The 23,596-nt window shown below is 72.7% G+C and carries 23 protein-coding genes, 1 pseudogene and 1 riboswitch; of the genes and pseudogenes, 10 read left to right on the forward strand and 14 right to left on the reverse strand.

The features are described from left to right. The first annotated feature begins 9 nt into the window (after positions 1-9). A complete protein-coding gene (locus ABD998_RS14570; protein ID WP_345440593.1) occupies positions 10-1,410 on the forward strand; it encodes a dihydrolipoyl dehydrogenase family protein in 1,401 nt (466 codons plus the stop codon). A 55-nt stretch (positions 1,411-1,465) separates the two neighbouring features. Here the strand turns inward: ABD998_RS14570 and ABD998_RS14575 are convergent, their stop codons facing one another. The 7 genes and pseudogenes from ABD998_RS14575 to ABD998_RS14605 form a co-directional block, all read right to left on the reverse strand. Beyond that, positions 1,466-2,881 carry an MFS transporter gene (locus tag ABD998_RS14575; RefSeq protein ID WP_345440596.1) on the reverse strand — a complete coding sequence of 472 codons (1,416 nt, stop codon included), beginning with the start codon at positions 2,879-2,881 and terminating at the stop codon, positions 1,466-1,468. 125 nt (positions 2,882-3,006) lie between these two features. Continuing rightward, positions 3,007-3,357, reverse strand: coding sequence for a Fe-S protein (locus ABD998_RS14580; protein WP_345440599.1), 351 nt, complete (start codon positions 3,355-3,357; stop codon positions 3,007-3,009). Positions 3,358-3,412: 55 nt separating this feature from the next. After that, a complete protein-coding gene (gene ribH / locus ABD998_RS14585; protein ID WP_345440602.1) occupies positions 3,413-3,892 on the reverse strand; it encodes a 6,7-dimethyl-8-ribityllumazine synthase in 480 nt (159 codons plus the stop codon). Continuing rightward, positions 3,889-5,175, reverse strand: a complete 1,287-nt coding sequence (gene ribA, locus ABD998_RS14590; protein ID WP_345440605.1) for a GTP cyclohydrolase II — start codon at positions 5,173-5,175, stop codon at positions 3,889-3,891. Before ribA ends, ribH begins: the two co-directional genes overlap by 4 nt. Positions 5,176-5,375: 200 nt before the next feature. Beyond that, positions 5,376-5,981 (reverse strand): annotated as a pseudogene (locus tag ABD998_RS14595) (riboflavin synthase); the annotation flags it as partial. A 1-nt stretch (position 5,982) separates the two neighbouring features. Next, positions 5,983-7,014: a bifunctional diaminohydroxyphosphoribosylaminopyrimidine deaminase/5-amino-6-(5-phosphoribosylamino)uracil reductase RibD gene (gene ribD, locus ABD998_RS14600; RefSeq protein WP_345440608.1), complete on the reverse strand. Its 1,032-nt coding sequence runs from the start codon at positions 7,012-7,014 to the stop codon at positions 5,983-5,985. A 58-nt stretch (positions 7,015-7,072) separates the two neighbouring features. Continuing rightward, a riboswitch (FMN riboswitch) is annotated at positions 7,073-7,214 on the reverse strand. Between the two features lie 64 nt (positions 7,215-7,278). Beyond that, a complete protein-coding gene (locus ABD998_RS14605) occupies positions 7,279-8,142 on the reverse strand; it encodes an Fpg/Nei family DNA glycosylase (protein WP_345440611.1) in 864 nt (287 codons plus the stop codon). 54 nt (positions 8,143-8,196) lie between these two features. Between ABD998_RS14605 and ABD998_RS14610 the strand changes: the two genes are divergently transcribed. Then, positions 8,197-8,709: a GNAT family N-acetyltransferase gene (locus ABD998_RS14610; RefSeq protein WP_345440614.1), complete on the forward strand. Its 513-nt coding sequence runs from the start codon at positions 8,197-8,199 to the stop codon at positions 8,707-8,709. 245 nt (positions 8,710-8,954) lie between these two features. Then, positions 8,955-9,833 carry an endonuclease domain-containing protein gene (locus ABD998_RS14615; protein WP_345440617.1) on the forward strand — a complete coding sequence of 293 codons (879 nt, stop codon included), beginning with the start codon at positions 8,955-8,957 and terminating at the stop codon, positions 9,831-9,833. Between the two features lie 157 nt (positions 9,834-9,990). On the opposite strand, the gene ABD998_RS14620 is transcribed toward ABD998_RS14615, so the two are convergent. From ABD998_RS14620 to ABD998_RS14640, 5 genes are read right to left on the reverse strand one after another with little or no spacing between them, the layout of a single operon-like run. Next, positions 9,991-10,641 (reverse strand): GNAT family N-acetyltransferase, encoded by a 651-nt coding sequence (locus tag ABD998_RS14620; protein ID WP_345440620.1) that lies wholly within the window; start codon positions 10,639-10,641, stop codon positions 9,991-9,993. After that, a complete protein-coding gene (trpS, locus tag ABD998_RS14625) occupies positions 10,634-11,641 on the reverse strand; it encodes a tryptophan--tRNA ligase (RefSeq protein WP_345440623.1) in 1,008 nt (335 codons plus the stop codon). The genes ABD998_RS14620 and trpS overlap by 8 nt, the downstream gene beginning before the upstream one ends. A 29-nt stretch (positions 11,642-11,670) precedes the next feature. Further along, positions 11,671-12,615, reverse strand: a complete 945-nt coding sequence (locus ABD998_RS14630; RefSeq protein ID WP_345440626.1) for an NUDIX hydrolase — start codon at positions 12,613-12,615, stop codon at positions 11,671-11,673. Then, positions 12,612-14,795 (reverse strand): RNA degradosome polyphosphate kinase, encoded by a 2,184-nt coding sequence (locus ABD998_RS14635; RefSeq protein ID WP_345440629.1) that lies wholly within the window; start codon positions 14,793-14,795, stop codon positions 12,612-12,614. Before ABD998_RS14635 ends, ABD998_RS14630 begins: the two co-directional genes overlap by 4 nt. Before the next feature lie 54 nt (positions 14,796-14,849). After that, entirely contained in the window at positions 14,850-15,551 is a 702-nt protein-coding gene (locus ABD998_RS14640) for a response regulator transcription factor (protein ID WP_345440632.1), read from the reverse strand. A 146-nt stretch (positions 15,552-15,697) separates the two neighbouring features. On the opposite strand from ABD998_RS14640, the gene ABD998_RS14645 reads away from it, so the two are divergent. From ABD998_RS14645 to ABD998_RS14660, 4 genes are all read left to right on the forward strand, one after another. Beyond that, the gene (locus tag ABD998_RS14645) at positions 15,698-15,988 is read left to right on the forward strand and encodes a hypothetical protein (RefSeq protein ID WP_345440635.1); all 291 of its coding nucleotides are present in this window, start codon (positions 15,698-15,700) and stop codon (positions 15,986-15,988) included. Positions 15,989-16,148: 160 nt separating this feature from the next. Next, on the forward strand, positions 16,149-16,751 hold the full coding sequence (locus ABD998_RS14650; RefSeq protein WP_345440638.1) for a nitrobindin family protein: 603 nt from the start codon (positions 16,149-16,151) through the stop codon (positions 16,749-16,751). 37 nt (positions 16,752-16,788) lie between these two features. After that, positions 16,789-17,895: a CAF17-like 4Fe-4S cluster assembly/insertion protein YgfZ gene (gene ygfZ, locus ABD998_RS14655; RefSeq protein WP_345440641.1), complete on the forward strand. Its 1,107-nt coding sequence runs from the start codon at positions 16,789-16,791 to the stop codon at positions 17,893-17,895. Between the two features lie 10 nt (positions 17,896-17,905). Continuing rightward, complete coding sequence (locus ABD998_RS14660; protein WP_345440644.1) at positions 17,906-19,024, forward strand: FUSC family protein; 1,119 nt, start codon at positions 17,906-17,908, stop codon at positions 19,022-19,024. A gap of 38 nt (positions 19,025-19,062) precedes the next feature. Here ABD998_RS14660 and ABD998_RS14665 read toward each other — a convergent pair whose 3' ends face one another. Next, complete coding sequence (locus ABD998_RS14665) at positions 19,063-19,890, reverse strand: class I SAM-dependent methyltransferase (RefSeq protein ID WP_345440647.1); 828 nt, start codon at positions 19,888-19,890, stop codon at positions 19,063-19,065. A gap of 69 nt (positions 19,891-19,959) precedes the next feature. Between ABD998_RS14665 and ABD998_RS14670 the strand changes: the two genes are divergently transcribed. Next, positions 19,960-20,703 carry a phosphoglyceromutase gene (locus ABD998_RS14670; protein ID WP_345440650.1) on the forward strand — a complete coding sequence of 248 codons (744 nt, stop codon included), beginning with the start codon at positions 19,960-19,962 and terminating at the stop codon, positions 20,701-20,703. 54 nt (positions 20,704-20,757) lie between these two features. Here ABD998_RS14670 and phoU read toward each other — a convergent pair whose 3' ends face one another. Then, the gene (phoU, locus tag ABD998_RS14675) at positions 20,758-21,459 is read right to left on the reverse strand and encodes a phosphate signaling complex protein PhoU (RefSeq protein ID WP_345440653.1); all 702 of its coding nucleotides are present in this window, start codon (positions 21,457-21,459) and stop codon (positions 20,758-20,760) included. A 188-nt stretch (positions 21,460-21,647) separates the two neighbouring features. Here phoU and ABD998_RS14680 point away from each other — a divergent pair, with 188 nt between their 5' ends. Further along, the gene (locus ABD998_RS14680; RefSeq protein WP_345440656.1) at positions 21,648-22,835 is read left to right on the forward strand and encodes a sensor histidine kinase; all 1,188 of its coding nucleotides are present in this window, start codon (positions 21,648-21,650) and stop codon (positions 22,833-22,835) included. Positions 22,836-22,862: 27 nt separating this feature from the next. Next, the gene (locus ABD998_RS14685; RefSeq protein WP_345440659.1) at positions 22,863-23,546 is read left to right on the forward strand and encodes a response regulator transcription factor; all 684 of its coding nucleotides are present in this window, start codon (positions 22,863-22,865) and stop codon (positions 23,544-23,546) included. Positions 23,547-23,596: the final 50 nt, after the last annotated feature.

A 23,596-nucleotide genomic window follows, 5' to 3' on the forward strand; every position in this document is an offset into this window, starting at 1 on the left:
CGTCGGAGCATGACAGTGCGCGAGACGGATGTGGTGGTGATCGGCGCCGGCCCCGTGGGCGAGAACGTCGCCGATCGCGTGGTGCGAGGCGGCCTCGAGGCGGTGCTCGTCGAGTCGGAGCTCGTCGGCGGCGAGTGCTCCTACTGGGCGTGCATGCCCTCGAAGGCCCTGCTGCGCACCGGCGCGGCCCTCCGCGCTGCGCGGGCCGCCGGCGTCGAGGGCGGCGCGCTCGACCCCGCGGCGGTGCTGCGTCGCCGCGACGGCTTCACGAGCGGCTGGGACGACTCCGGCCAGGTCCGCTGGGTCGAGGGCGCGGGCATCGGCCTCGTCCGCGGCCATGGCCGGCTCGCGGGCGAGCGGCGCATCGTCGTGTCGGGCGCGGATGGCGACACCACGCTGATCGCTCGCCGCGCCGTCGTCGTCGCGACGGGATCGGCCGCGCTGCTGCCCGACATCGCAGGGCTCGCCGACGCCCGGCCGTGGACGAGCCGCGAGGCGACCTCGCTGCAGGAGGTTCCCGGTCGCGTCGCGATCATCGGCGGCGGCGTCGTCGCCGCGGAGGCCGCGACGTTCCTCTCCGACCTCGGGGCACGCGTCACGCTGCTCGCCCGATCGGGGCTGCTGTCCGCCTTCGAGCCGGTCGCGGGGGAGCGGGTGGCGCAGGCGCTGCGCGACCGCGGCGTCGAGGTGCGCCTCGGTGCGCATCCGTCGCGCGTGGACAGGGAGGGCGGCGCCGTGCGCATCGAGCTCGCGGGCGGCGAGGCCGTGGAAGTCGACGAGGTCGTCGTCGCGACGGGACGCGTGCCCCGCACGGCCGATCTCGGCCTCGACACGGTCGGCCTCGAGCCCGGCTCCTGGCTCGCGGTCGACGACACGCTCCGCGTCGCAGGCACCGACTGGCTCTACGCGACGGGCGATGTGAACCACCGCGCGCTCCTCACCCACCAGGGCAAGTACCAGGCGCGCGCGGCGGGCGACGTCATCGTCGCCCGCGCCCGCGGCGAGGAGGTGAGCGACCGCCCGTGGCAGGCGCACGCCGCGACCGCCGATCACGCGGCCGTGCCGCAGGTCGTCTTCACGGACCCCGAGGTCGCGTCGGTGGGGCTCACCGCGGCGCAGGCGGAGGATCAGGGCATCCCCATCCGCGTGGTCGACTACGATCTGGGATCGGTGGCGGGAGCGTCCCTCACGGCGGACGGCTACGCGGGGGCCGCGCGCGCCGTCGTCGACGAGGAGCGCGGCGTGCTCGTCGGCGTCACGTTCGTCGGGCCCGGTGTCGCCGAGCTGCTGCACGCCGCGACCGTGGCCGTCGTCGGCGAGGTCCCGCTCGAGCGGCTCTGGCACGCGGTGCCGTCGTATCCGACCATGAGCGAGGTGTGGCTGCGCCTTCTGGAGGCCTACGGGCTGTGAACGGCAGTGGCACCCCGTCCGGGAGGACGGGGTGCCACTGCCGTTCACATCGGGGTCAGCGGCGCGCCGTCGCGGCGACGGCCGCGTCGTCGTCGAGCTCGACGTCCTTCGTCTCCTTGCCGAGGAGGAGCGCGACGAGGGTGAGCACGCCGGCTGCGGCGAGGTACACGCCGACGAGCCACGGGTTGCCGTCGCCGAGGGCCCACAGGCCGAGGGCGATCGACGGCGCGACGGCGGCGCCCAGGATGGACGCGACGTTGTACGAGATCGCGGAGCCGGTATAGCGCACGTTCGTCGGGAACAGCTCGGGGAGCAGCGCGCCCATGGGCCCGAACGTCATGCCCATGAGCAGGAAGCCGAAGATGAGGAACGCCTGCACGAGCGCGCCCGTGAACTTCGCGTCGCCCTGCGGCAGGAGGAAGATCACGAACAGCAGGCCGAACGCGATGATCGCGGAGGTGACCCAGATGAGGAGCTTGCGGCGGCCGATGGAGTCGGCGAGCGGCCCGGACAGCAGCGTGCAGAGCCCGAAGAACACGACGCCGATGATCTGCATGAGCACGAAGTCGACGTAGGTGAATCCGAGGCCCGGCACGAACGCGGCCGCGTCGGTGCCCTCGGGTGCCGCCGTGGGCCGCGTGCCGTACGCGAGCGTGAAGCTCGTCATGAGGTAGAAGAGCACGTACGTCGCGAGCATGTAGAACGTGCCGAGGATGAGCGGTCGCCAGTGGCTGCGGACCGTCGCGCCGAGCGGGAACTTCTGGATGGCCCCGCGCTTCTCGGCCTTCACGAACGAGTCGGACTCGACGAGCTTCAGGCGCACCCACAGGCCGATGATGACCATGACGGCGGAGAACAGGAACGGGATCCGCCATCCCCAGGCGAGGAACGCCTCGGAGGCCGCGCCGCCCTCGGCGGGCATGAGGAAGTTGATGACGAGGAAGAGGCTGTTCGCGATGATGAAGCCGATGGGAGCGCCCAGCTGCGGGAACGTGCCGTAGAGGGCGCGCTTGCCGGCCGGGGCGTTCTCGGTCGCGACGAGCGCGGCGCCCGACCACTCGCCGCCGAGCGCGAAGCCCTGGGCGAGTCGGAGGATGAGCAGCAGGAGCGCCGCCCACGCGCCGATCTGGGCGTGCGTGGGGAGGACGCCGATGAGGAACGTCGCGATGCCCATGGTGAGGAGCGATGCGACGAGCGTCGCCTTGCGGCCGAGCTTGTCGCCGAAGTGGCCGAACACGATGGCGCCGACGGGGCGGGCGAGCATGGCGGCGCCGAAGGTCGCGAACGACGCCAGCAGCGCCGTGGTCTCGTTGCCCGTCGGGAAGAACAGCGCGGGGAAGACGAGCACGGCGGCGGTCGCGTACGCGTAGAAGTCGTAGAACTCGATCGTCGTGCCGACGAGGCTCGCCGTGATGACACGGCTGCGGGAGTTCGCGGGCTTCGAGGCGGGAGAGGCGGATGCGGTTTTCATGACGATCGTCCATCCTATGCCCGCATCACGCAGGAAGACGCGGACGGCCGCCCGTCGCGCACGCAGTGCGCAGCGGGCGGCCCGTTGCGATCGGAGGACTGAGCGGAGTGCTCAGTCCTCGCGTCTCACCAGATCGCCGCGATCGAGGCGTTCGCGAGGGTCAGGATGCCCACGGCCCAGAAGAGCGGAGCGGCGATCTGCGCACCGCGCTTCTGCCGCGCGGCGAGGATGCCGAGGAGGGCGCCGATCGCGAGGAGGATCGCGAACTTCACGCCGATCTTCGCGTAGTTCAGCGGATGGTCGATGCCCCACGGTGCGGCGAGGGCGAGGCCGGCGACGCCCGCGATCGCGAGGCCCCAGTGCATGAGGCGCGTCACCTGCGTGCGCTTGTTCACCGCCTCGACGAGCCAGGCCCCGAAGAGGGTGGCGAAGCCGACGAGGTGGACGACGAGGACGATGCTGCGCAGGATCTCCATGGCGCCACCCTAGGGGTTTTCTACGTGATGTAGAAGCAAGGCGAGCCTTAGTCTGTCAGCCTCGGCCGCGCAGCTCCCGCAGGGTCAGCGCGGTGCGGATGGCGGCATCCGCGGCCTCCGCGCCCTTGTCCTCCTTCGAGCCGGGGAGGCCGGCGCGGTCGATGCCCTGCTGCTCGTCGTCCAGGGTGAGCACGCCGAAGCCGACGGGCTTGCCGGTGTCGAGGGCGACGCGCGTGAGGCCGTCCGTCGCCGCGTTGGAGACGAAGTCGAAGTGCGGAGTGCCGCCGCGGATGATGACGCCGAGGGCGACGACGGCGTCGGCACCCCCGTCGAGCGCGGCCTTCGCGACGACGGGGAGCTCGAACGATCCCGGTACCCGCACGAGCGACCAGTCCGCTCCGGCCTCCTCGAGGATGCGGCGCGCTCCGGCGATGAGCCCGTCCGTGATCTGCTCGTGCCAGGTCCCGGCCACGACCGTGACCGTCAGGCCGTCTCCTGCGATGCCGCCCTGCTCGGGCGCTCCCTTGCCGCTCACTGCTGTGCTCCTTCGTGCATCCGGGCGACCGCCTGCGCGAGCGCCTCTTCCCCGATGATGTGACCCATGCGGTCGCGCTTCGTCTCGAGGTACTGGTGGTTGTTCGGTCCGACGCCGACGATGAGCGGCACCTGCTCGGCGACGTCGAGGCCGAGCGCGCGCAACTGGTCCACCTTGTCGGTGTTGTTCGTGAGCAGGCGGATGCGCTCGACGCCGAGGTCGGCGAGGATCCCGGCGGCCGCCGCGTAGTCGCGCGCGTCGGCGGGCAGGCCGAGCGCCGTGTTGGCGTCGACCGTGTCGTAGCCGCGCTCCTGCAGCGCGTAGGCGCGCAGCTTGTTGATGAGGCCGATGCCGCGGCCCTCGTGGCCGCGCATGTAGATGACGACTCCGCCGTCCTGCTCGATGGCGTCGAGCGCGGCGTCGAGCTGCGGGCCGCACTCGCACTTGAGCGAGCCGAACGCCTCGCCCGTGAGGCACTCCGAGTGCACGCGGACGAGCGGGGCGCCATCCTTCAGGTCGCCCTTGACGACCGCGAGGTGGTCGGTGCCCGTGACGCGGTCCTTGTACGCGAGGAAGCGGAAGACGCCGTGGGAGGTGGGCACCGTGGAGTCGGCGCGCAGGCTCACCTGGCGGCGGAACGGCACCGCGGGCGCCTCCGTCGGCTCGTTCTCGTGCAGATGCGCGATGAGCTGCTCGATCGTGATGACGGGGATGCCTTCGCGCGCACCCAGCTCGAGGAGCCCGGGGAGGCGCATCATGTCGCCGTCCTCCGCGACGATCTCGCCGATGACGCCGACGGGCTGCAGACCCGCGAGCTTCATGAGGTCGACCGCGGCCTCGGTGTGGCCGGCGCGCTCGCGCACGCCGCCGTCGACTGCCCGCAGCGGCAGGATGTGCCCGGGCCGGATGATGCTCGTCGGCGTCGACGAGGGATCGGCGAGCACGTTCACCGTGCGGGCGCGGTCGTGCGCGCTGATGCCGGTCGTCACGCCGTCGGCCGCGTCGACGCTCACGGTGTAGGCCGTGGAGCGGGCGTCCTCGTTGACCGCCACCATGGGCGGCAGGTCGAGCCGGTCGGCCCACTCCCGCGGCATGGGGGCGCAGAGGAATCCGGAGGAGTATCGAACGGCCCACGCGATCGCCTCGGGCGTCGCGAGCTGGGCCGAGAGGATGACGTCGCCCTCGTTCTCGCGGTTCTCATCGTCCGCGACGATGACGGGGCGCCCGGCGCGCAGCGCCTCGATCGCGTCGGAGAGGGGGGAGAGCTGACTCGCGAGGCTCATCGCGTGGGTCCTTCCGCGGGGGTCCGCAGCACGACGAAGTCGGCCGCGGGGACGTCGTAGGTGGCGAAGGAGGTCTCCTCGCCCGTCCCGGCCGCGCGCTGGGCGCGGAGGGCGCCCCGGCCGGGGCCCGGCTGCGGCGCCCCCGCTGAGGTCGCCGCGACCGGGGTACCGGCACCGGCCGCCGTCGTGCCCTGCGCCGCCGCTCCGAAGGAGAGCAGACGCTGCACGTGACGCGCGAGGATGTCGGTCTCGAGGTTCACGGCATCGCCGACGCGGCGGTCGCCGAGCGTCGTCGCGGCGAGGGTCTCGGGGATGAGCGACACCTCGAACCACGGAGACGGCTCGTAGGCGGGGCTGACGGCGCTCACCGTGAGCGAGACGCCGTCGACCGCGATCGAGCCCTTGTCGACGACGAGGGGCGCGAGATGCGCAGGGAGCGCGACGCGCACGACGCGCCACTGCTCGCCGGGTCGCACGTCGACGACCGCGCCGGTGCCGTCGATGTGCCCCTGCACGATGTGGCCGCCGAGCCGTCCGCCCGACGCCGTCGCGCGCTCGAGGTTGACCGAGGTTCCGACGACGGCCCCGTCGAGGGTCGACATGTCGAGCGTCTGCCGCATGACGTCCGCCGTGAAGCCGTCGGCGTCCCAGTCGACGACCGTGAGGCACACGCCGCTCACGGCGATGGAGTCGCCGTGATGGGCGTCGACCACGACGGCGGGAGCATGCAGGCTCAGCCGCACGCCGTCGCCGGACGGTTCGATCGCCGTGATTCGGCCGATCTCCTCGATGATGCCGGTGAACATGTCAGTGGCCTCCTTCTGGCCGTGCGCCGGGGCGCGCGATGATGAGCAGGTCTTCGCCGAGGCGTTCCACGGCGTCGATCGAGAGGCGCCGCTGGGCGTCGATCGAGTCGACCCCCAGATCGCCGATGGCGAGCCGCGGCCCGCCGATGAGGGTGGGGGCGAGGTAGACGAGGACCTCGTCGCCGAGGTCGGCGGCGAGGAAGGCGCTCGCGAGCGTGGGCCCGCCCTCGACGAACACGCGGTGCACGCCCCGGTCGAGCAGGTCGTCGAGCACGGCTCCGAGGTCGCGGGTCGCGTAGTGCAGCGGCTCGTGCGGATGACGGGTCACGGCGGCGCCGTTCGGGATGGCCGCCGACCCGATGACCACCGGAACGGGCTGGTGCGCGTGGAGCGCGTCGCCGTCGCGCGCCGTGAGCGCAGGGTCGTCGGCGAGCAGCGTCCCCGTCCCGACGACGATGGCGTCTGCCGCGGCTCGGCGCACGTGCACGTCGGCTCTCGCCTCGGGCCCCGTGATCCAGCGGCTCGTGCCGTCGGCGGCGGCGGCGCGGCCATCCAGGCTCTGCGCCCACTTCACGGTGACGCGGGGGCGGCCGAGCGCGCGCACGTCGAGCCACGAGGAGAGCAGCGCACGCGCGTCGTCCGCCTGCAGGCCGCTCTCGACCGACACTCCCGCGGCGCGCAGCCTGTCGGCGCCCCCGCTCTCGACGTCGCCCGGGTCGTCGAGGGCGTAGACGACGCGTGCGACGCCGGCCTCGATGAGCGCCTCGGCGCACGGCCCCGTGCGGCCGGTGTGATTGCACGGCTCCAGCGTGACGACGGCGGTCGCGCCGCGCGCGGCCCCCGGCGCCAGCTGCGACAGCGCGTCGACCTCGGCGTGCGGCGTCCCCGCCCCGTGGTGCCAGCCCTCCGCGAGCGTCTCGCCCTCCGGCGACAGCAGGACGGCGCCCACCTGTGGGTTGCGGCTGCGCGGCCCCCGCAGGGCGAGCTCGAGCGCGCGGGACATCGCCCGTCGCTCCGTCTCGCTGATCGCCATCCGAACCTCCGTCTCGACGCGTCGGGGTTCGCGAACGGCGCCCTCGCAAGGACGTCATCGCGTGCTTCCTTCCATCCGGACTCGCAGGCTGCGCCTGCATCACCGTCGGTTCCGGAATCCCACCGGATCGGCCCCTCCCGAGGAAGGGGTTCGCGGACTGTCACCGCCGGTTCGGATTCTCACCGACCCCGGAGCACGTATCTCTGCACTCAGCATAGCCAACCGCGGTCGGGGGTCGTTATTCCCCGGCGCGCATGAGTCGCCTCATTTCAGCAGCCGCGACAGCCGCCGGTCGGCGAGCACCTTCCCGCCCGTCTGGCAGGTGGGGCAGTACTGGAAGTCTGTGTCGGCGAAGTAGACGCTGCGGATGGTGTCGCCGCAGACGGGGCAGGCCTCTCCCGACCGGGCGTGCACCGCCATCCCGCGTCGCTTGGCGTCCTTCAGCTCGGCCGGAGGCTTGCCCGACGCCGTCTCGACCGCATCCGCGAGCGTCGTGCGCAGCGCGTCGAAGAGCCTGTCGACGTCGTCGTCGCCGAGGGTCGCGGCGAGCGCGTAGGGCGACATCCGGGCGGCGTGGAGGATCTCGTCGGAGTAGGCGTTGCCGATGCCCGCCACGATCGTCTGGTCGCGGAGCAGGCCCTTGACCTGCGTGCGGCGACCGCGGAGGAGAGCGGCGAGCGCGTCGCGGTCGAAGCCGGCGCCGAGCGGGTCGGGGCCGAGGCGCGCGATGCCGGGCACGTCGGCGGGGTCGCGCACGACGTACACCGCGAGCGACTTCTTCGTGCCGGCCTCCGTGAGGTCGAACCCCGAGCCGTCGTCGAACCCGACGCGCAGCGCGATCGGCGAGCGGCCCGGCTTCACGACCGTCGCGGGGAGCACGTCGCTCCAGCGCAGCCATCCGGCTCTCGCCAGATGGAAGACGAGATGGGCGCCGTCATCCAGGCGCAGGCCGACGAACTTGCCGTGCCGCTCCGCGCCGTCGACGCGCATGCCGACGAGGGCGTCGACGGGAGGGTCGTAGGTCTTCAGCGCGGCGATCGCGGCGACCTGCACGCGCGTGATCGCGAGCCCCGTCGCGCGTGCCCGCAGGAAGCGGACGAGTCCTTCCACCTCGGGCATCTCGGGCATGCCCCCATCCTCCGCGGCGCCGCCGGCATCCGCAACGGCTGGCAGACTGGCGGGATGATCGCCGATCTCGTCCTCCCGGTCGAACTCGAGGCGCGCATCGGCGCCGTCACGGTCCGCCCGGCGGATCCGTCCGACCTCGACGCGCTCATGGAGCTGCTCGCCGACGACCCCGTGAGCGCGGCGCGCGGCGACGTGGCAGCCCCCGGCGACCGCGCCCGCTACGCGGATGCGCTCGCGGCCATCCAGGCGGAGCCATCGAACGCGCTCCTCGTCGCGGTCGACGGCGAGGGGGCGCTCGTCGCGACGCTGCAGCTCACACGCATCCCCGGCATGGCCCGGCGCGGCGCGTCGCGTCTGCTCGTGGAGGCGGTGCGGGTGCGGAGCGATCTGCGTTCCACCGGCATCGGCACGGCGCTCATGCGGTGGGTCATGGAGGATGTGGCGCGCGTCCTCGACTGCGCGCTCGTGCAGCTCACGTCGGACGCCGCGCGCGTCGACGCCCACCGCTTCTACGAGCGCCTCGGCTTCACCGGCTCGCACCTCGGCTTCAAGTACGCCGTGCGGTGAGCCGCGTCGACGGCCTGCGGACACGACGCAGGAGATCCGGGGCGGACGACCGGTCGATCGCCGCGAATCGCGGCGATGCGCCGCGCGCAGCGGCAGGATCTCCTGCGGTGTGTTCGCCGAAACGGCCTGCACTCCGCGGATGGCAGAGGCCGACGCCCCGTGCACAGCCGCCCGACCGCGGGTGGAGCGTCCCCAGATGCCGCGGATGGCGATGCCGCATGTCCTCGACCCGAGACGATGCGGTCATGGTCACGAGCACGGAGCGCCGGGCGAAGGCGCGTCGCGTGCCGCGCGCCGAATCGTATGCCGATCTGCGGGCGCGGGGACTCGGGCGGCGCGGCATCCGGCGTGCCCTCGAGCACGGACTGCTCGTGCGCGCTCGCCGCGACGTCTACCTGTCGGGCGGCGAGTCGACCGCCGTCCAGCAGGCCGGGCGCATCGGAGGCCGCCTCGACTGCATCTCGGCGATGGTGGAGCGCGGCGTGTTCGTCCGCTGCGCCGGCCACCTCCACATCCAGGTGCCCGCGAACGGTGGCCGACTCGGCTCCCCCGACGAGCGTCGGCGTCCGCTCGCGTCAGACGGCGCCGTCGTCGTCCATTGGCGAGACGACGGCGCCGACGCCGCGGCGATGCTCTCCGATCCCGTCGCCGGCCTCGCGCAGGCGGTGCGGTGCCAGTCGCCGCGAGACGCCGTCGCGACGATCGACAGCGCGCTCTTCCTCGGCGTCGTCGACGAGTGCGACCTCGACGCCGTCTTCGCGCTCCTGCCCGATCGCTACGCCGTTCTCCGGCCCCTCGTCGACGGCCGCGCCGAGTCGGGGCCCGAGACCCTGGCGCGGCTCGCGCTGCGGGTGCTCGGCAGGCCGGTGGACGTGCAGGTCCGCATCTCCGGCGTGGGGCGCGTCGATCTCGTCGTGGACGGCTGGATCGTCGTGGAGTGCGACAGCCGCGAGTTCCACACCCGCTGGGAGGCGCAGGTCGAGGATCGCCGGCGCGATCTCGCCCTCGCCCGCTGCGGATACGCCTGCGTGCGCGTGACGGCTCGCATGCTCTTCGACGAGCCGTGGCGGCTCGTCGAAGCCGTCCGCGGGCTGCTCGAGTGCGGCGCGCTTCGCCAGGGCTGAGCGACGGCCCGGTTCGCGGCGCAGCCGGACATCCCTCCACCGGCGTCGGCGGACACAGCGCAGGAACTCCGGGGCTCGTCCCCGCCGCGTCGCCGCGAATCGCGGCGACCGTCCCGGCCCAGCGGTCGGATCTCCTGCGGTGTGTCCCGAGGCGGCGCTACCCCTGCAGCGCGATGGAGGCGGCGGTGCGCGGCGCGGAGGTCCGGGCGGGCCGGGGGCGACGGCGGCGCACCCGCAGCGGGGCCGTGCGCGGGGCGAGCACGGGCCACTCCACGGGCGAGCGGTCGTCCGTCGAGACGAGCCCGGCGATCCAGGCGTCCTCGCGGCGTCCGTCGGTGCGGAGGCCTTCGCGCCGCGTGCCCTCGAAGCGGAAGCCGAGCGACTGCGCGAGCCGCGCCGACGCCTCGTTGCCCGCGACGGCGTGCCACTCGATGCGCTCGAGTCGCATCGGGCCGAGCGCGAAGTCGACCACGGCGCACCCCGCCTCCGCGCCGTATCCGCGTCCGCGCGCCCCCGCGGACATCCAGTAGCCGATCTCGGCCGCACCGTCGGCGATGCGGTGGAGGCCGATCATCCCGACGAGCCCTTCCGCATCGTGCACGGCCCACGTGCACTCCTCGCCCGTCCGGCTCCGCTCGATCGAGCGGGCGACGAACGCCGCCGCGTCGTCGCGCGTGTACGGGGAGGGGATGGCCGTCCAGCGCTGCACGGCGGGGTCCTGGCAGGCGAGGTGGATGGCGTCGATGTCGTCGGCGATGGGCGGCGCGAGCTCGAGGCGCGCGGTGCGCAGAGCCAGCGTCTCACGCACGGCGCAGCAGCCCGACGCGATCGTAGACGTCCTGCAGCGTCGCGTCCGCGACGGACTCCGCCTTGCCCGCGTTGACGGCCAGCAGACGGTCGAGCTCCGCAGGGTCGTCCAGCAGCTCGAGCGCGCGCGTGCGCACCGGCTCGAACTCGGCCACGACGACGTCGCGGAGGCCCTTCTTGAAGTCGCCGTAGCCGCGGCCGGCGTACTCGTCCTCGATCGACGGGATCTGCCGCCCTGTGAGCGCCGCGTAGATCGTGAGGAGGTTCGACACCCCCGGCTTCGTCTCGCGGTCGTAGGCGACGACGCCCTCGTTGTCGGTGACGGCGCGCATGATCTTCTTCGCCGTCACGTCGACGTCGTCGAGCAGCCACAGCACGCCTGCGTGCGACTCGGCCGACTTCGACATCTTCGCGGTCGGGTTCTGCAGGTCGTAGATGCGCGCCGTCTCGCTCTGGATGACCGGCTGCGGCACGCGGAACGTCTCGCCGTAGCGGGCGTTGAAGCGCTCGGCGAGGTCGCGCGTGAGCTCGACGTGCTGCTTCTGGTCGTCGCCGACGGGCACGACGTGCGTCTGGTAGAGCAGGATGTCCGCTGCCATGAGGATCGGGTACGTGAACAGCCCGACGTTCGTCTGGTCGCTGCCGTACCGCTGCGACTTGTCCTTGAACTGCGTCATGCGCCCGGCCTCGCCGAAGCCCGTGATCGTGGAGAGGATCCAGGCGAGCTCGGCGTGGGCCCGGACGTGCGACTGCACGTAGAGGGTCGACTTCGAGGGCTCGATGCCCGCGGCGATGTACTGCGCGGCCGTGCGGCGGGTCTTCTCGCGGAGCTCGGCCGGGTCGTTCGGCTGCGTGAGGGCGTGCAGGTCGACGACGGAGAAGAACGCGTCGTACGTGTCCTGCATGTCGCGCCACTGCAGGAGGGCCCCGATGTAGTTTCCGATCTGGAGCGAATCGGCGGAGGGCTGCATTCCCGAGTAGAGGCGCGCTTTCTGAGTCACCCGTCGATTCTAGGCGCGGGCGCCGCGCCTCAGATCCCGGGGGAGTGGGTCTCGAACGCCACGATTCCCGAGCCCGGGTGCGATGCGGAGATGTGGGCGACGGAGAACGATCCCGGTTCGAGCGTCGACGCGGCGTCGAGGTGGCGGCCGCCGACCGTGCCCGTGGCGAGCGCGAGCTCGCGAGCGATCGTCGGCAGCACCGGCCGGTGGCTGCACAGCACCGCGGGCTTGCCCGACCGCACGCGGCGCCCGACGACGTCGCGCACGTCGGCGGTGCCCGCGGCGAACGCCTCCTCTCCCAGGGCGTCGGTCTCCACGATGCGGCGCCCGAGCGCCTTCGACAGCGGCGTCACCGTCTTCACGCAGCGCTCCGCCGAGCTCGAGACGATCTTCCGCACGCCGAACGCCGCGAGCGCCCCGACGACGGCCTTCGCCTGCTCACGGCCGCGCTCCTGGAGCGGGCGGTCGGCGTCGGCGCCGTCCCAGTCGTCCCGTGCGAGCGCCTTGCCGTGCCGCAGCAGGACGACGGGGAACGTGCGCAGACCGTCCGCGCGCCGCAGCCGGTCGAAGCCGTCGAGGATCTCCCGGTCGACCGGGTAGCTGAGGCGCTCCCGTGCCGCGGGCACCGTGACCCACTCGATGCCCGCGATCTCCTTGTTGGGAACGAACGTCGATGCCCGGATGGCCTCGGCGGTCGCCTCCGCCGCCCAGTACTGCACGATCTTCTCCCGCCCCGAGGGCTGGATGTACACGGAGCGGCCCACGGCCGGCCCGAGCGAGACGCGCAGGCCGGTCTCCTCGTGGATCTCGCGGACAGCGGTCTGCGCGAGCATCTCGCCGGGGTCGAGCTTGCCCTTGGGGAGGGAGATGTCGCGGTACTTGCCGCGGTGCACGAGCAGCACGAGCAGCTCGCCGTCGAGCTCGCGCCACACGACGCAGCCCGCGGCGTACACGGGGCGGGGGCGTGCGCTCATCGGGTCGCGCGCGGGCGCCGCCGTCGCTGGATCGTCGCCATCGTCCGATCCTGCACGTCGGCGAGGGCCCGACCCTCCGCGTCGACATGGTGGCGCGTCCACACGCCCTCCGCACCGAGGTGCCACGTCGCGGAGGAGTCGTCCATCGCGAGGTCGAAGAAGGCGCCCAGCTCGGCGATGTGCGCGGGCTTCACGACGCGGATGAGCGCCTCGACGCGGCGGTCCAGGTTGCGGTGCATCATGTCTGCGCTGCCGATGTACACCTCCTCGTCTCCGCCGTTGGCGAAGGCGAAGATGCGGGCGTGCTCGAGATAGCGGCCGAGCACGCTGCGCACGCGGATGTTGTCGCTCACGCCGGGCAGGTCGACGCGCAGGCTGCAGATGCCGCGCACCCACACGTCCACGTGCACGCCCGCGATGGACGCCCGGTAGAGCGCGTCGATGATCTGCTCGTCGACCATCGAGTTCACCTTGATGCGCACGCGTGCCGGCTTGCCGGCGAGCGCGTTGCGGCGTTCGCGCTCGATGAGCCGCAGCAGGCCCTTGCGCAGGTGGAGGGGCGCGACGAGCAGGCGCTTGAACTTCTTCTCGATCGCGTAGCCGCTCAGCTCGTTGAACAGGCGCGTGACGTCGCGGCCGACCTCGGGGTCGCACGTGAACAGGCCGAAGTCCTCGTAGATGCGGCTCGTCTTCGGGTTGTAGTTGCCCGTGCCGACGTGCGTGTAGTGCCGGAGCAGGCCCTTCTCCTCGCGGATGACGAGCGCCAGCTTGCAGTGGGTCTTGAGGCCGACGAGGCCGTAGACGACGTGCACGCCGGCCTTCTCGAGCTTGCGGGCCCACTCGATGTTGTTGGCCTCGTCGAAGCGCGCCTTCACCTCGACGAGGGCGAGCACCTGCTTGCCCGCTTCCGCGGCGTCGATGAGCGCCTGCACGATGGGGCTGTCTCCCGAGGTGCGGTAGAGCGTCTGCTTGATGGCGAGCACGTGGGGGTCGCGCGCCGCCTGTTCGAGGAACGCCTGCACGCTCGTCGCGAACGACTCGTACGGGTGGTGCACGAGCACGTCGCCCTTGCGGATGGCCGCGAACACGTCGGCGCGCGCGTGCTTCGAGTCGGCGTCAGCCGGCTGGAAGGCCAGCGGGGTGACGGGGAGGTGCGGGGTGTACTTCAGCTCGGGGCGGTCGATCCGCCCCATCCCGAACAGCGAGCGCAGGTCGAGCGGAGACGGGAGGCGGTAGACCTCCTGCTCGGAGATGTCGAGCTCGCGGACGAGGAGGTCGAGCGTGACGTCGTCCATGTCCTCGGTGATCTCGAGGCGGATGGGCGGGCCGAACCGTCGCCGCAGCAGCTCGGCTTCGAGCGCCTGGATGAGGTTCTCGGACTCGTCCTCCTCGATCGTCACGTCCTCGTTGCGGGTGAGGCGGAACGCGTGGTGGTCGAGGATCTCCATGCCGGGGAACAGGTCGTCCAGGTTCTCGGCGATGAGGTCCTCGAGGGCGAGGAAGCGGATGCTCTCGGGGGCGTCGGGCTTCGCCGGCACCGGAACGAGGCGCGGCAGCATGGGCGGCACCTTGAGGCGGGCGAACTCCTCGCGGCCCGTGCGGGCGTTCCGGATGCGGATGGCGAGGTTGAGCGAGAGCCCCGAGATGTAGGGGAAGGGGTGGGCCGGGTCCACGGCGAGGGGCATAAGGACGGGGAAGACCTGCGACTGAAAGTAGTCGTAGAAGTAGGCGCGCTCGCCGTCGTCCAGCTCGTCCCAGCGCACGAAGTCGATGCCCTCGGCCGAGAGCGCCGGCTTGACGTCCTCGTTCCAGACCTCGGCGTGGCGCGCCTGGAGGGTGTGGGCGAGGTCGGAGATGTTCGAGAGCACCTTCATGGGCGCCGTGCCGATGTTGGTCGGCAGGGCGAGGCCCGTCGCGATGCGGCGCTTGAGGCCCGCCACGCGCACCATGAAGAACTCGTCGAGGTTGCTCGCGAAGATGGCGAGGAAGTTCGCGCGCTCGAGGAGCGGCAGCGACGGATCCTCGGCGAGCTCGAGCACGCGGTTGTTGAACGCGAGCCAGCTGAGCTCCCGGTCCATGTAGCGGTGCTCTGGCAGCTCGGCGTCGGGCTTCTCGACGATCTCGTCGAAGTCGTCGTCCTCGGTGTCGAAGCCGGGATCGACCAGGGGCGCGTCCGTCATGCGCCTATCCTGGCACCGCTCGGTGACGGATGCGTGAACGCGCCGCGCGTCGGGTCAGTCGACCTCGGCGCGCGCCTTGGGCGCCGGGACCTGGTCGTCCTCGTAGACGTTGAATCGGTAGCCCACGTTGCGCACGGTGCCGATGAGCTGCTCGAGATCGCCGAGCTTCGCGCGCAGGCGCCGCACGTGCACGTCGACCGTGCGCGTGCCGCCGAAGTAGTCGTAGCCCCACACCTCGCTGAGCAGCTGCTCGCGGGTGAACACGCGGGAAGGATGCGTGGCGAAGAAGTGCAGGAGCTGGAACTCCTTGTACGTGAGGTCGAGGGGCTTCCCGTGCACCTTGGCCGAGTAGGAGGACTCGTCGATCGTGATGCCCGACGTCTGGATGCGGCTGGACACCTGCTCGGTCGTCTGGCGCCCGATCACGAGCCGGATGCGCGCGTCGACCTCCGCAGGCCCCGCCGTCGCGAGGATGACGTCGTCGACGCCCCAGTCGGGGGAGACCGCCGTGAGGCCGCCCTCCGTGATGATGAGGACGAGGGGCGCGTCCATGCCGGTCGTCGTGAGGATCTTGCACAGCGACTTCGCGCCGACGAGGTCGAAGCGCGCATCGATGAAGATCGCGTCGGCGTTGGGCGCGTTCACGAGCTGAGCGGGCTCCGCCGGGATCTGCCGCACGCGATGGCTGAGCAGCTCGAGCGCGGGCAGGGCGGGGCCTCCGCCGGGGGCGGAGCTGAGCACGAGGAGCTGAGCCAAGCGACATCCTTTCGGGCGGCGGGGGTCCGCACCGTGGTTCCGATGATAGGGCTTCCTGGGCGCGGGCTGAGACGCAGCGGGTCCGGCTCGTGCGACGCGCGCGTCCCGCTGCCCGGATGGGCGGGGTGTCGGGCGACAATGGACGCGTGACCGAACCCGTGCTCGTGCCGCGCCGCTCGCCGGCGCCGATCGTCGTCTCATGGCTGTTCGGCGCCATCGCCGCGATCGGCATCGGGCTGTTCGCGCCGTCGCCGGAGCGGGCAGGATGGCTCGGTGCCGGCGCGGGGCTCGCCCTGCTCGTCGCGTTCGCCGTCAACCTCGCGATGGGCGAGGCGCGCGGCTTCATCGTGCGCGTCGCGGCGTCGGCGGTCGGCGCGGTCGTCGTCATGGGGGCCGTCTCCCTCGTCTTCGCGCTCGCCGCGATCGCGCCCGCCTGACACTGCTCCGCGAGGGGCTAGAGTGGGGTCATGGACCTCGTCGCCCTCGAACTGTTCTTCGTCGGCCTGCTCGGCCTCGCGAGCCTCGCGATCGCCTTCTGCTCCGGCGCCGTCATCGTCAACCTCTTCCGCGGCCAGCGCTGAGCCCGGTCGGATCCTCGTGATCGAGATCCCGACGGACCTGCCAGCCGATCTCGTGCCGCTGTCGTGGCTCATCGGCGTCTGGGAGGGCACCGGCGTCGTCGACTACCGGGTCGGCGACGTGCACTACGAGGCGGAGTTCACGCACCGCGTGAGCTTCAGCCACGACGGAGGGTCCTTCCTCAACTACGCCGCGACGGCGCGGACGCTCCCCGGCGAGGGGCGCGACGCGCAGCAGCTCGTCGCGGAGACGGGTTTCTGGCGGCTCGCGCGGCCCGCCGACGACGCGTCTCCTGGCCCCGGCCTGCTCCCCGCTCTCGGAACGGCTCCCGCGCGCACGGCCGACGACGTCGAGCGTCTCCGCACGGCCGACGGCTTCGAGATCGAGGTCGGACTCGTGCACTCCGACGGGGTGAGCGAGCTCTACCTCGGTCGGGTGGCGGGCCCGCGCATCGACCTCGCGACGGACGCCGTGGTGCGCACGGCCTCGGCGAAGCCGTATGCCGCCGCCACCCGCCTGTACGGGCTCGTCGAGGACCACCTGCTGTGGGCGTGGGACATCGCGGCGCTCGGGCGCGAGCTCGGCTCGCACGCCTCAGCGCGCCTCGCCCGCGTCGCCTGACGCGCCCACCCCGCCCGTCGGGGCGGAGAATGGGTGCATGACCGACGTCTTCTCCTCGCTCCCCGGTGCCGTCGCCTCGGACGACGGGATCGCCCACTTCGGCGACCCCGTCCGCGAGCAGCGGCTGCTCGCCGGCGGCACGGCGGTCGTCCCGCGTGACGACCGTGCTGTCGTCTCCGTCTCGGGACCGGACCGTCTCACCTGGCTCGACTCGATCACGTCGCAGGCGCTCACGGGGCTCGCGCCCGGTGAGAGCACGGAGCTGCTCGTCCTGGACCCGCAGGGGCGCGTCGAGCATGCCGCAGCCGTCGTCGACGACGGTGCGACGACGTGGCTCGTGGTCGACAGGGGTGATGCGCCCGGCCTTGCGAAGTGGCTCGGGATGATGCGCTTCCGCGCGCAGGTGGAGGTCGCCGCGCGCCCCGAGCTGCGGGTCGCGGGCTTCGTCGCGGGAGGCGATGCGGCCGCGGCGGCCGTCGCGGCGGCCATCCGCCCCGCGGGTGCCGCCGTCGTCTGGGAGGACCCGTGGACGGGGGTCGCGCCGGGCGGATGGCAGTACGCCGACACGGCGGCGCATCCCGGCGCCGAGCTGGCGTGGGCGGAGGCCGTCGTCGACGAGGACGGATGGCGGCGCCTGGCCGAGCTGCCGCCCGCTGGCCTCCTCGCGGAGGAGGCGCTCCGCATCGCGGCGTGGCGGCCGAGATGGGCTGCCGAGGTCGACGAGCGCTCGATCCCGCACGAGACCGACTGGCTGAGGAGCGCCGTGCATCTCGCGAAGGGGTGCTACCGCGGTCAGGAGACGGTCGCCAAGGTGCACAACCTCGGCCATCCGCCGCGGCGGCTCGTGCTGCTGCACCTCGACGGCAGCGATTCCGTGCTGCCCGGGCACGGCGACGCCGTGCTCGCGGGCGAGGTCGAGGTGGGGCGCGTCACGTCCGCGGCGCGTCACCACGAGCTCGGGCCCATCGCGCTCGCCGTCGTGGCACGCCGTGTCGCGGCCGATGAGACGCTCGTCGTCGCGGTCGGCGAAGCCCGTGTCGCGGCCGCCCAGGAGGTCGTCGTCCCCGCCGACGCGGGGGCGACGGCCGAGGTGCCGCGGCTCACGCGCCTGTCGCGCCGCCCCGTGGCGCACGGGCGGGCGTAGCGTCGGCACGGTGACCGATCCCCGCGGCGAGACCTCGCCCCTCACGGCCGCCGTCCCCGTCACATGGCGCAAGCGGGTCTCACCGCGCCCCGGCCTGGAGCGCGTACGGGGCTCGGCCATCGCCATCGCCCAGATCGTCATCGCGGCGACGGGCGCGTTCCTTCTCGCGCACCTCGTCCTCGGTCACGAGTCGCCGCTCCTGGCGGCGACGGTCTCGATCTCGAGCCTCGGTCTCGCGCGCGACGCGCGACCGCGGAAGGTGCTCGAGACGGTGCTGGGGATGCTCACCGGCATCCTCATCGCCGAGGTGCTGAGGCTCCTCGTCGGCACGGGCCCGTGGCAGCTCGCCCTGACACTCGCCGTCACGATGGTCGTCGCGCGGTTCCTCATGCCGTCGCCGCAGTTCGCCGTGGCGGCCGCCATCCAGTCGGCGATCGCCCTCGTGCTGCCCCTCGGCCCGTTGCCCTTCATGCGGCTCGCCGACGGAGCGATCGGCGGCGCCCTCGCCGTCGCGGTGACGGCGCTGCTCCCTCGCAACCCCATGAGCGCCGAACTGCGCGACGCGCGCATCGTGCTCGCGGGGTTCGACGCGGCGGCCGAGCGCATCGTGCAGGGACTCCGCCGCGGCGATGCGCTGCGCGCCGACCGCGGGCTCGAGAAGGCCCGCGCGCTGCAGGCGCCCGTGGATGCGTGGCGCACCTCGCTGGAGTCCGCTCAGGCGGTCTCGGCGCTCTCGCCGTTCCTGCGCTCGCGTCGGATGGAGCTCGCGCGGCACGCGCGGGTCCTCCAGAACATGGACCTCGCGGCGCGCAACCTCCGCGTCGTCGCGCGGCGCGCCGCCTACGTCGTGCGAGACGGAGTCGCACGCGAGATCCCCGCCGACCTCCTCGCCGAGGTGCGTCGCGCGGCAGCGCTCGTGGGCGACGCCCTCGACGACGTCGCGGCGGAGCCGCCCGCACGCGAGGCGCTGCGGGCGATCGCGGCCCGCCTCGACCCTGCGGACGTCCTCCCGGACGCCCCGCAGGGCGACCTCGCGCTCGTCGCGTCGCTGCGGCCGCTCGTCGTCGACCTGCTCATCGCGGCGGGGATGCCGCGCGAGGACGCGTCCCGCGCCATCCCCCGCATCTGACCGACCCCGCATCCGCGCCGGACCTGGGTCCGCGGCCGTCACGCGGGTGCGACGGCCTCCCAGGGGACGGCGACCTCGCCGAGCCGCCAGCGGCCCCGCCGGCCGGCGACGGGCCATCCCGCCGCGCGGAGCGCGTCGACCGCCGCGATCCAGCGCTGCACGGGGCCGAAGGGGGAGAGCGCGGCCGCGCGCTCCCACTCCGCGTCGAGGGCGCGCAGGTAGGCGTGCACGCGCTCGCCAGGGACATTGCGGTGGATGAGCGCCTTCGGCAGCCGCTCCGCGACGACGCCGGGATGCTCGAGGCCCTCGAGCCGCAGCGAGATCGTGAGATGACGGGGAGCGCCCGAGGGATCGACGTCGACCCACGCGCACACGCGCCCGAGCTCGTCGCACGTGCCCTCGACGAGCACGCCGTCCGGCGCGAGCCGCGCGGCCATCCGCCGCCACGCCGCCGCCACCTCGTGCTCGTCGTACTGCCGCAGCACGTTGAACGCGCGGATGACGGCCGGACGCCTGCCACCGGGGAGCGGCACCTCGAAGCCGCCGCGTGCGAACGACACGTCGAGGTCGGCGGGGAACGGCGTCCCGCCCGCGCGCACCGAGACGAGCTGCGCCGTCGCGCGCGCGACGCGCTCTGGGTCGATCTCGAGCCCCCGCACCGCGACGTCCGGGCGCGAGCGACGCAGGCGGGCGGCGAGCTCGAACGCCGTCACGCCGCTCGCGCCGAAGCCCAGGTCGACCACGAGCGGATCGTCCGCGCTGGCCACGGCGGGATGCCGGGCGATCCAGCGGTCCACGCGCCGCAGGCGGTTGGTTCCGGTCGTGCCGCGGGTGGGGCGTCCCTCGGTCGTCGGCATGCCGTCCATTGTCGCGCGCCGGCGTCGCGCAGCGGCATCGCGGCGGTCGCGGGCGCGCCGCCTCGCTAGGCTGGGAGCATGACGCACACCCTGATCCTGCTCCGCCACGGGCAGAGCGAGTGGAACGAGAAGAACCTCTTCACCGGCTGGGTCGACGTGCGGCTCACCGAGCAGGGGAAGGCCGAGGCGCATCGCGGTGGCGAGCTGCTCGCCGAGCAGGGCGTGCTGCCCGACGTGCTGCACTCCTCCGTGCTGAGCCGCGCCATCCAGACCGCGAACATCGCGCTCGACGCCGCCGACCGCCTGTGGATCCCCGTGAAGCGCTCGTGGCGCCTCAACGAGCGCCACTACGGCGCGCTGCAGGGCAAGGACAAGGCGCAGACGCTCGCCGAGTTCGGCGAGGAGAAGTTCATGGAGTGGCGCCGCTCCTTCGACGTGCCGCCGCCCGTCATCGACCCCGAGGACGAGTTCGCGCAGACGCACGATCCGCGCTACGCCGGCATCGACGGCGAGATCCCCGGCACGGAGTCGCTCGCCATCGTCATCGACCGCCTGCTGCCCTACTGGGAAGCGGAGATCGTCCCCGACCTCACGGCCGGCAAGACGGTGCTCGTCGCGGCGCACGGTAACTCGCTGCGCGCCCTCGTGAAGCACCTCGACGGCATCGGCGACGACGAGATCGCGGGCCTCAACATCCCGACCGGCATCCCGCTCGTGTACGAGCTCGACGACGACCTGCGTCCCACGGGCCCCGGCCGCTACCTCGACCCGGAGGCCGCGGCCGCCGGCGCCGCCGCCGTCGCGGCGCAGGGCAAGAAGTAGCCCGGTACGACGAAGCGCCCCGCCGTCCGGCGGGGCGCTTCGTCGTACCGGGGCTCAGACCCCGGGGATGACGGTGCGGTCGACGACCTCGACCTCGGGCTCGCCGTCGGCGCGCCCCGTCCAGTCTCCCGTCGCGAGGTAGACGATCTTCTTGGCGATGGACACGGCGTGGTCGCCGAAGCGCTCGTGGTAGCGGCTCGCGAGGGCGGCGTCGATGACGTGCCCGACGTCGCCCGAGAAGGCCTCGCTGAGCACCTTCTCGTACACGCTCGCGTGCAGCTCGTCGATCTCGTCGTCGGAGTCGCGGATGGAGGCGGCGTAGGCGAGGTCCTGCGTGCGGAGCAGTTCGACGAGCGTGCGCGCGACCTCGACGTCGAGCTTGCCCATCTTCACGAACGTGCCCTTGAGCCCCTTCGGGATGGCGCGCTCGGGGAAGCGGGACCGCGCGAGCTGCGCGATGTGCTCCGCGAGGTCGCCCATCCGCTCGAGCGACGCGCTCGTTCGCAGGGCGCTGACGATGATGCGCAGGTCGCGCGCGACCGGCTGCTGCATCGCGAGGGTGTCGATCGCGAGCTCGTCGACCGAGAGGGCGAGCTCGTCGATGCGGGCGTCGTCCGCGATGACCTCCTCGGCCAGCGAGACGTCGCCGCTCTCGAAGGCCGTGGTGGCCTTGTCGATGGCGACGGTGACGAGCTCGGCGATCTCGACCAGGCGGTTCTGGATGTCCTCGAGTGCCTGGTGGAAGACTTCGCGCATCGTGCGGAACCTTTCGTCGGTTTCGGGTCGCGCCGCAAAGCGGCGCTCTCACACTGGCGTGCGGGCCCCGCGATTGTCGATCGCGAAGGTGAACAGCCGGTGCCGAGACGGTGAACAGTGGCCTGGGGGCGTCCCGGCGGGAGCTCTTTCGTCGGGAAGGCCTCCCGGCTGCACTCTACTCTGGAGCCATGGACTCCACGCAGCTCGGGCTGCTCGCCCTCGGCCTGGGGATCATCCTCGGCGGCGGGCTCGTGCTGATCGTGGCGCTGGCCGTGCGCGCCAGGGGCATGGCGGCGCGCGCGCAGAGCAGGGAGCTGCCGCCCGCGCTCACGGCGGCGCTCGACGCGATGGACGACGCCACCGCCGTGATCGACGCCTCGGGAGCCGTCGTGTCCGTGTCCGCATCCGGTGCATGGCTCGCCCTCACCCCCGGCCAGGGGCTGGACCAGCCGGAGCTGCACGCGCTGGTCAAGGCGGCCAGGCTGGGCGGCTCCACCGAGTCGCAGACGATGCGGATCCGGCGCGGCCGGATCTCCGACGAGACGCGGCTCATCGTCGCCCGGGCGACGGGCATCGCCGAGCGGCTCACGCTCCTCATCGTGCGCGACATCTCCGAGCAGGAGCGGCTGCAGCAGATGCGACAGGACTTCATCGCCAACACCAGTCACGAGCTGAAGACGCCCGTGGGAGCCATCGCGCTGCTCGCCGAGGCGATGGAGTCGGCATCGGACGATCCGGATCAGGTGCGCCGCTTCGCGTCGCGCATGTCGGCGGAGGCGCAGCGCCTGGGCGAGCTCACAGGCCGCATCATGAACCTGTCGAAGCTGCAGGCGGCGGACGAGCTCACCGAGTTCGGCGATGTCGCCGTCGACGAGGTCGTGGCCCACGCCCTCGAGCAGTACCAGGTGCAGGCCGAGTCGGCTGACGTGTCGCTCGTCCGCGGCGGAGACCGCGGCGTGCACGTGCGGGGCTCGGCGAACATCCTCATCGAGGCGCTCGGCAACCTCATCGCCAACGCGATCGCCTACTCGCCCCACGGGTCGCGCGTCGGCGTGGGGGTGCGGGCGACGGCCGACGCCGTCGAGATCGCCGTGACCGACCAGGGCATCGGCATCGCCGAGGCCGACCAGCAGCGCGTGTTCGAGCGCTTCTACCGCGCCGATCAGGCGCGGTCGCGGCGCACGGGCGGAACGGGCCTCGGGCTCTCGATCGTGAAGCACGCCGTCAGCCGCCATGGCGGCGAGGTGCGCCTGTGGTCGCAGCCCGACCGGGGCTCGACGTTCACCATCCGGCTCCCGCGCAGCGAGGCTCCGGACGCGGGCGCGACGCCCGCTCGACGCAAGAGGAAGGGCGCCGCCGCGGCCGACGCGGCGTGAGGGCGCCCCGGAAGGGAAGAAGGACGAATGACGCGTGTACTGCTCGTGGAGGACGAGCCCGACCTCTCGGAGCCGCTCGCCTATCTGCTGCGCCGCGAGGGGTACGAGGTCGAGATCGCCGAGGACGGCGACGCCGCGCTCGCCGCATTCCGCGGTCAGGAGCCCGACGTCGTGCTGCTCGACCTCATGCTGCCGGGGATGCCGGGCACGGAGGTGTGCCGGCAGATCCGCACGACGTCGACGACGCCCATCATCATGCTCACCGCGAAGGACTCCGAGGTCGACATCGTCGTCGGGCTCGAGCTCGGCGCGGACGACTACGTGACGAAGCCCTACTCGGCGCGCGAGCTGCTCGCGCGCATGCGCGCCGTCATGCGCCGCTCCGCCCCCGCGGACGCCGACCTCGACGAGCGCGTGCTGGAGGGCGGGCGCGTGACGCTCGACATCGACCGGCACACGGTCGCCGTCGACGGGGACCAGATCAACATGCCGCTCAAGGAGTTCGAGCTCCTCGAGGTCCTCATGCGCAACGCCGGGCGCGTGCTCACGCGCGGCCAGCTCATCGACCGGGTGTGGGGGAGCGACTACTTCGGCGACACCAAGACGCTCGACGTGCACATCAAGCGCATCCGCTCGCGGATCGAGCGCGTGCCGTCCGAGCCCGTCATGCTCGTCACCGTGCGCGGGCTGGGCTACCGCTTCGAGGGCTGAGGCCGCACGCGCAGAGGGGGCCGAGCGGGATCATCCGCTCGGCCCCCTCT

Origin of the sequence: Microbacterium gilvum (genome assembly GCF_039543865.1) — a bacterium.
GTDB classification, from domain to species: Bacteria; Actinomycetota; Actinomycetes; order Actinomycetales; family Microbacteriaceae; genus Microbacterium; species Microbacterium gilvum.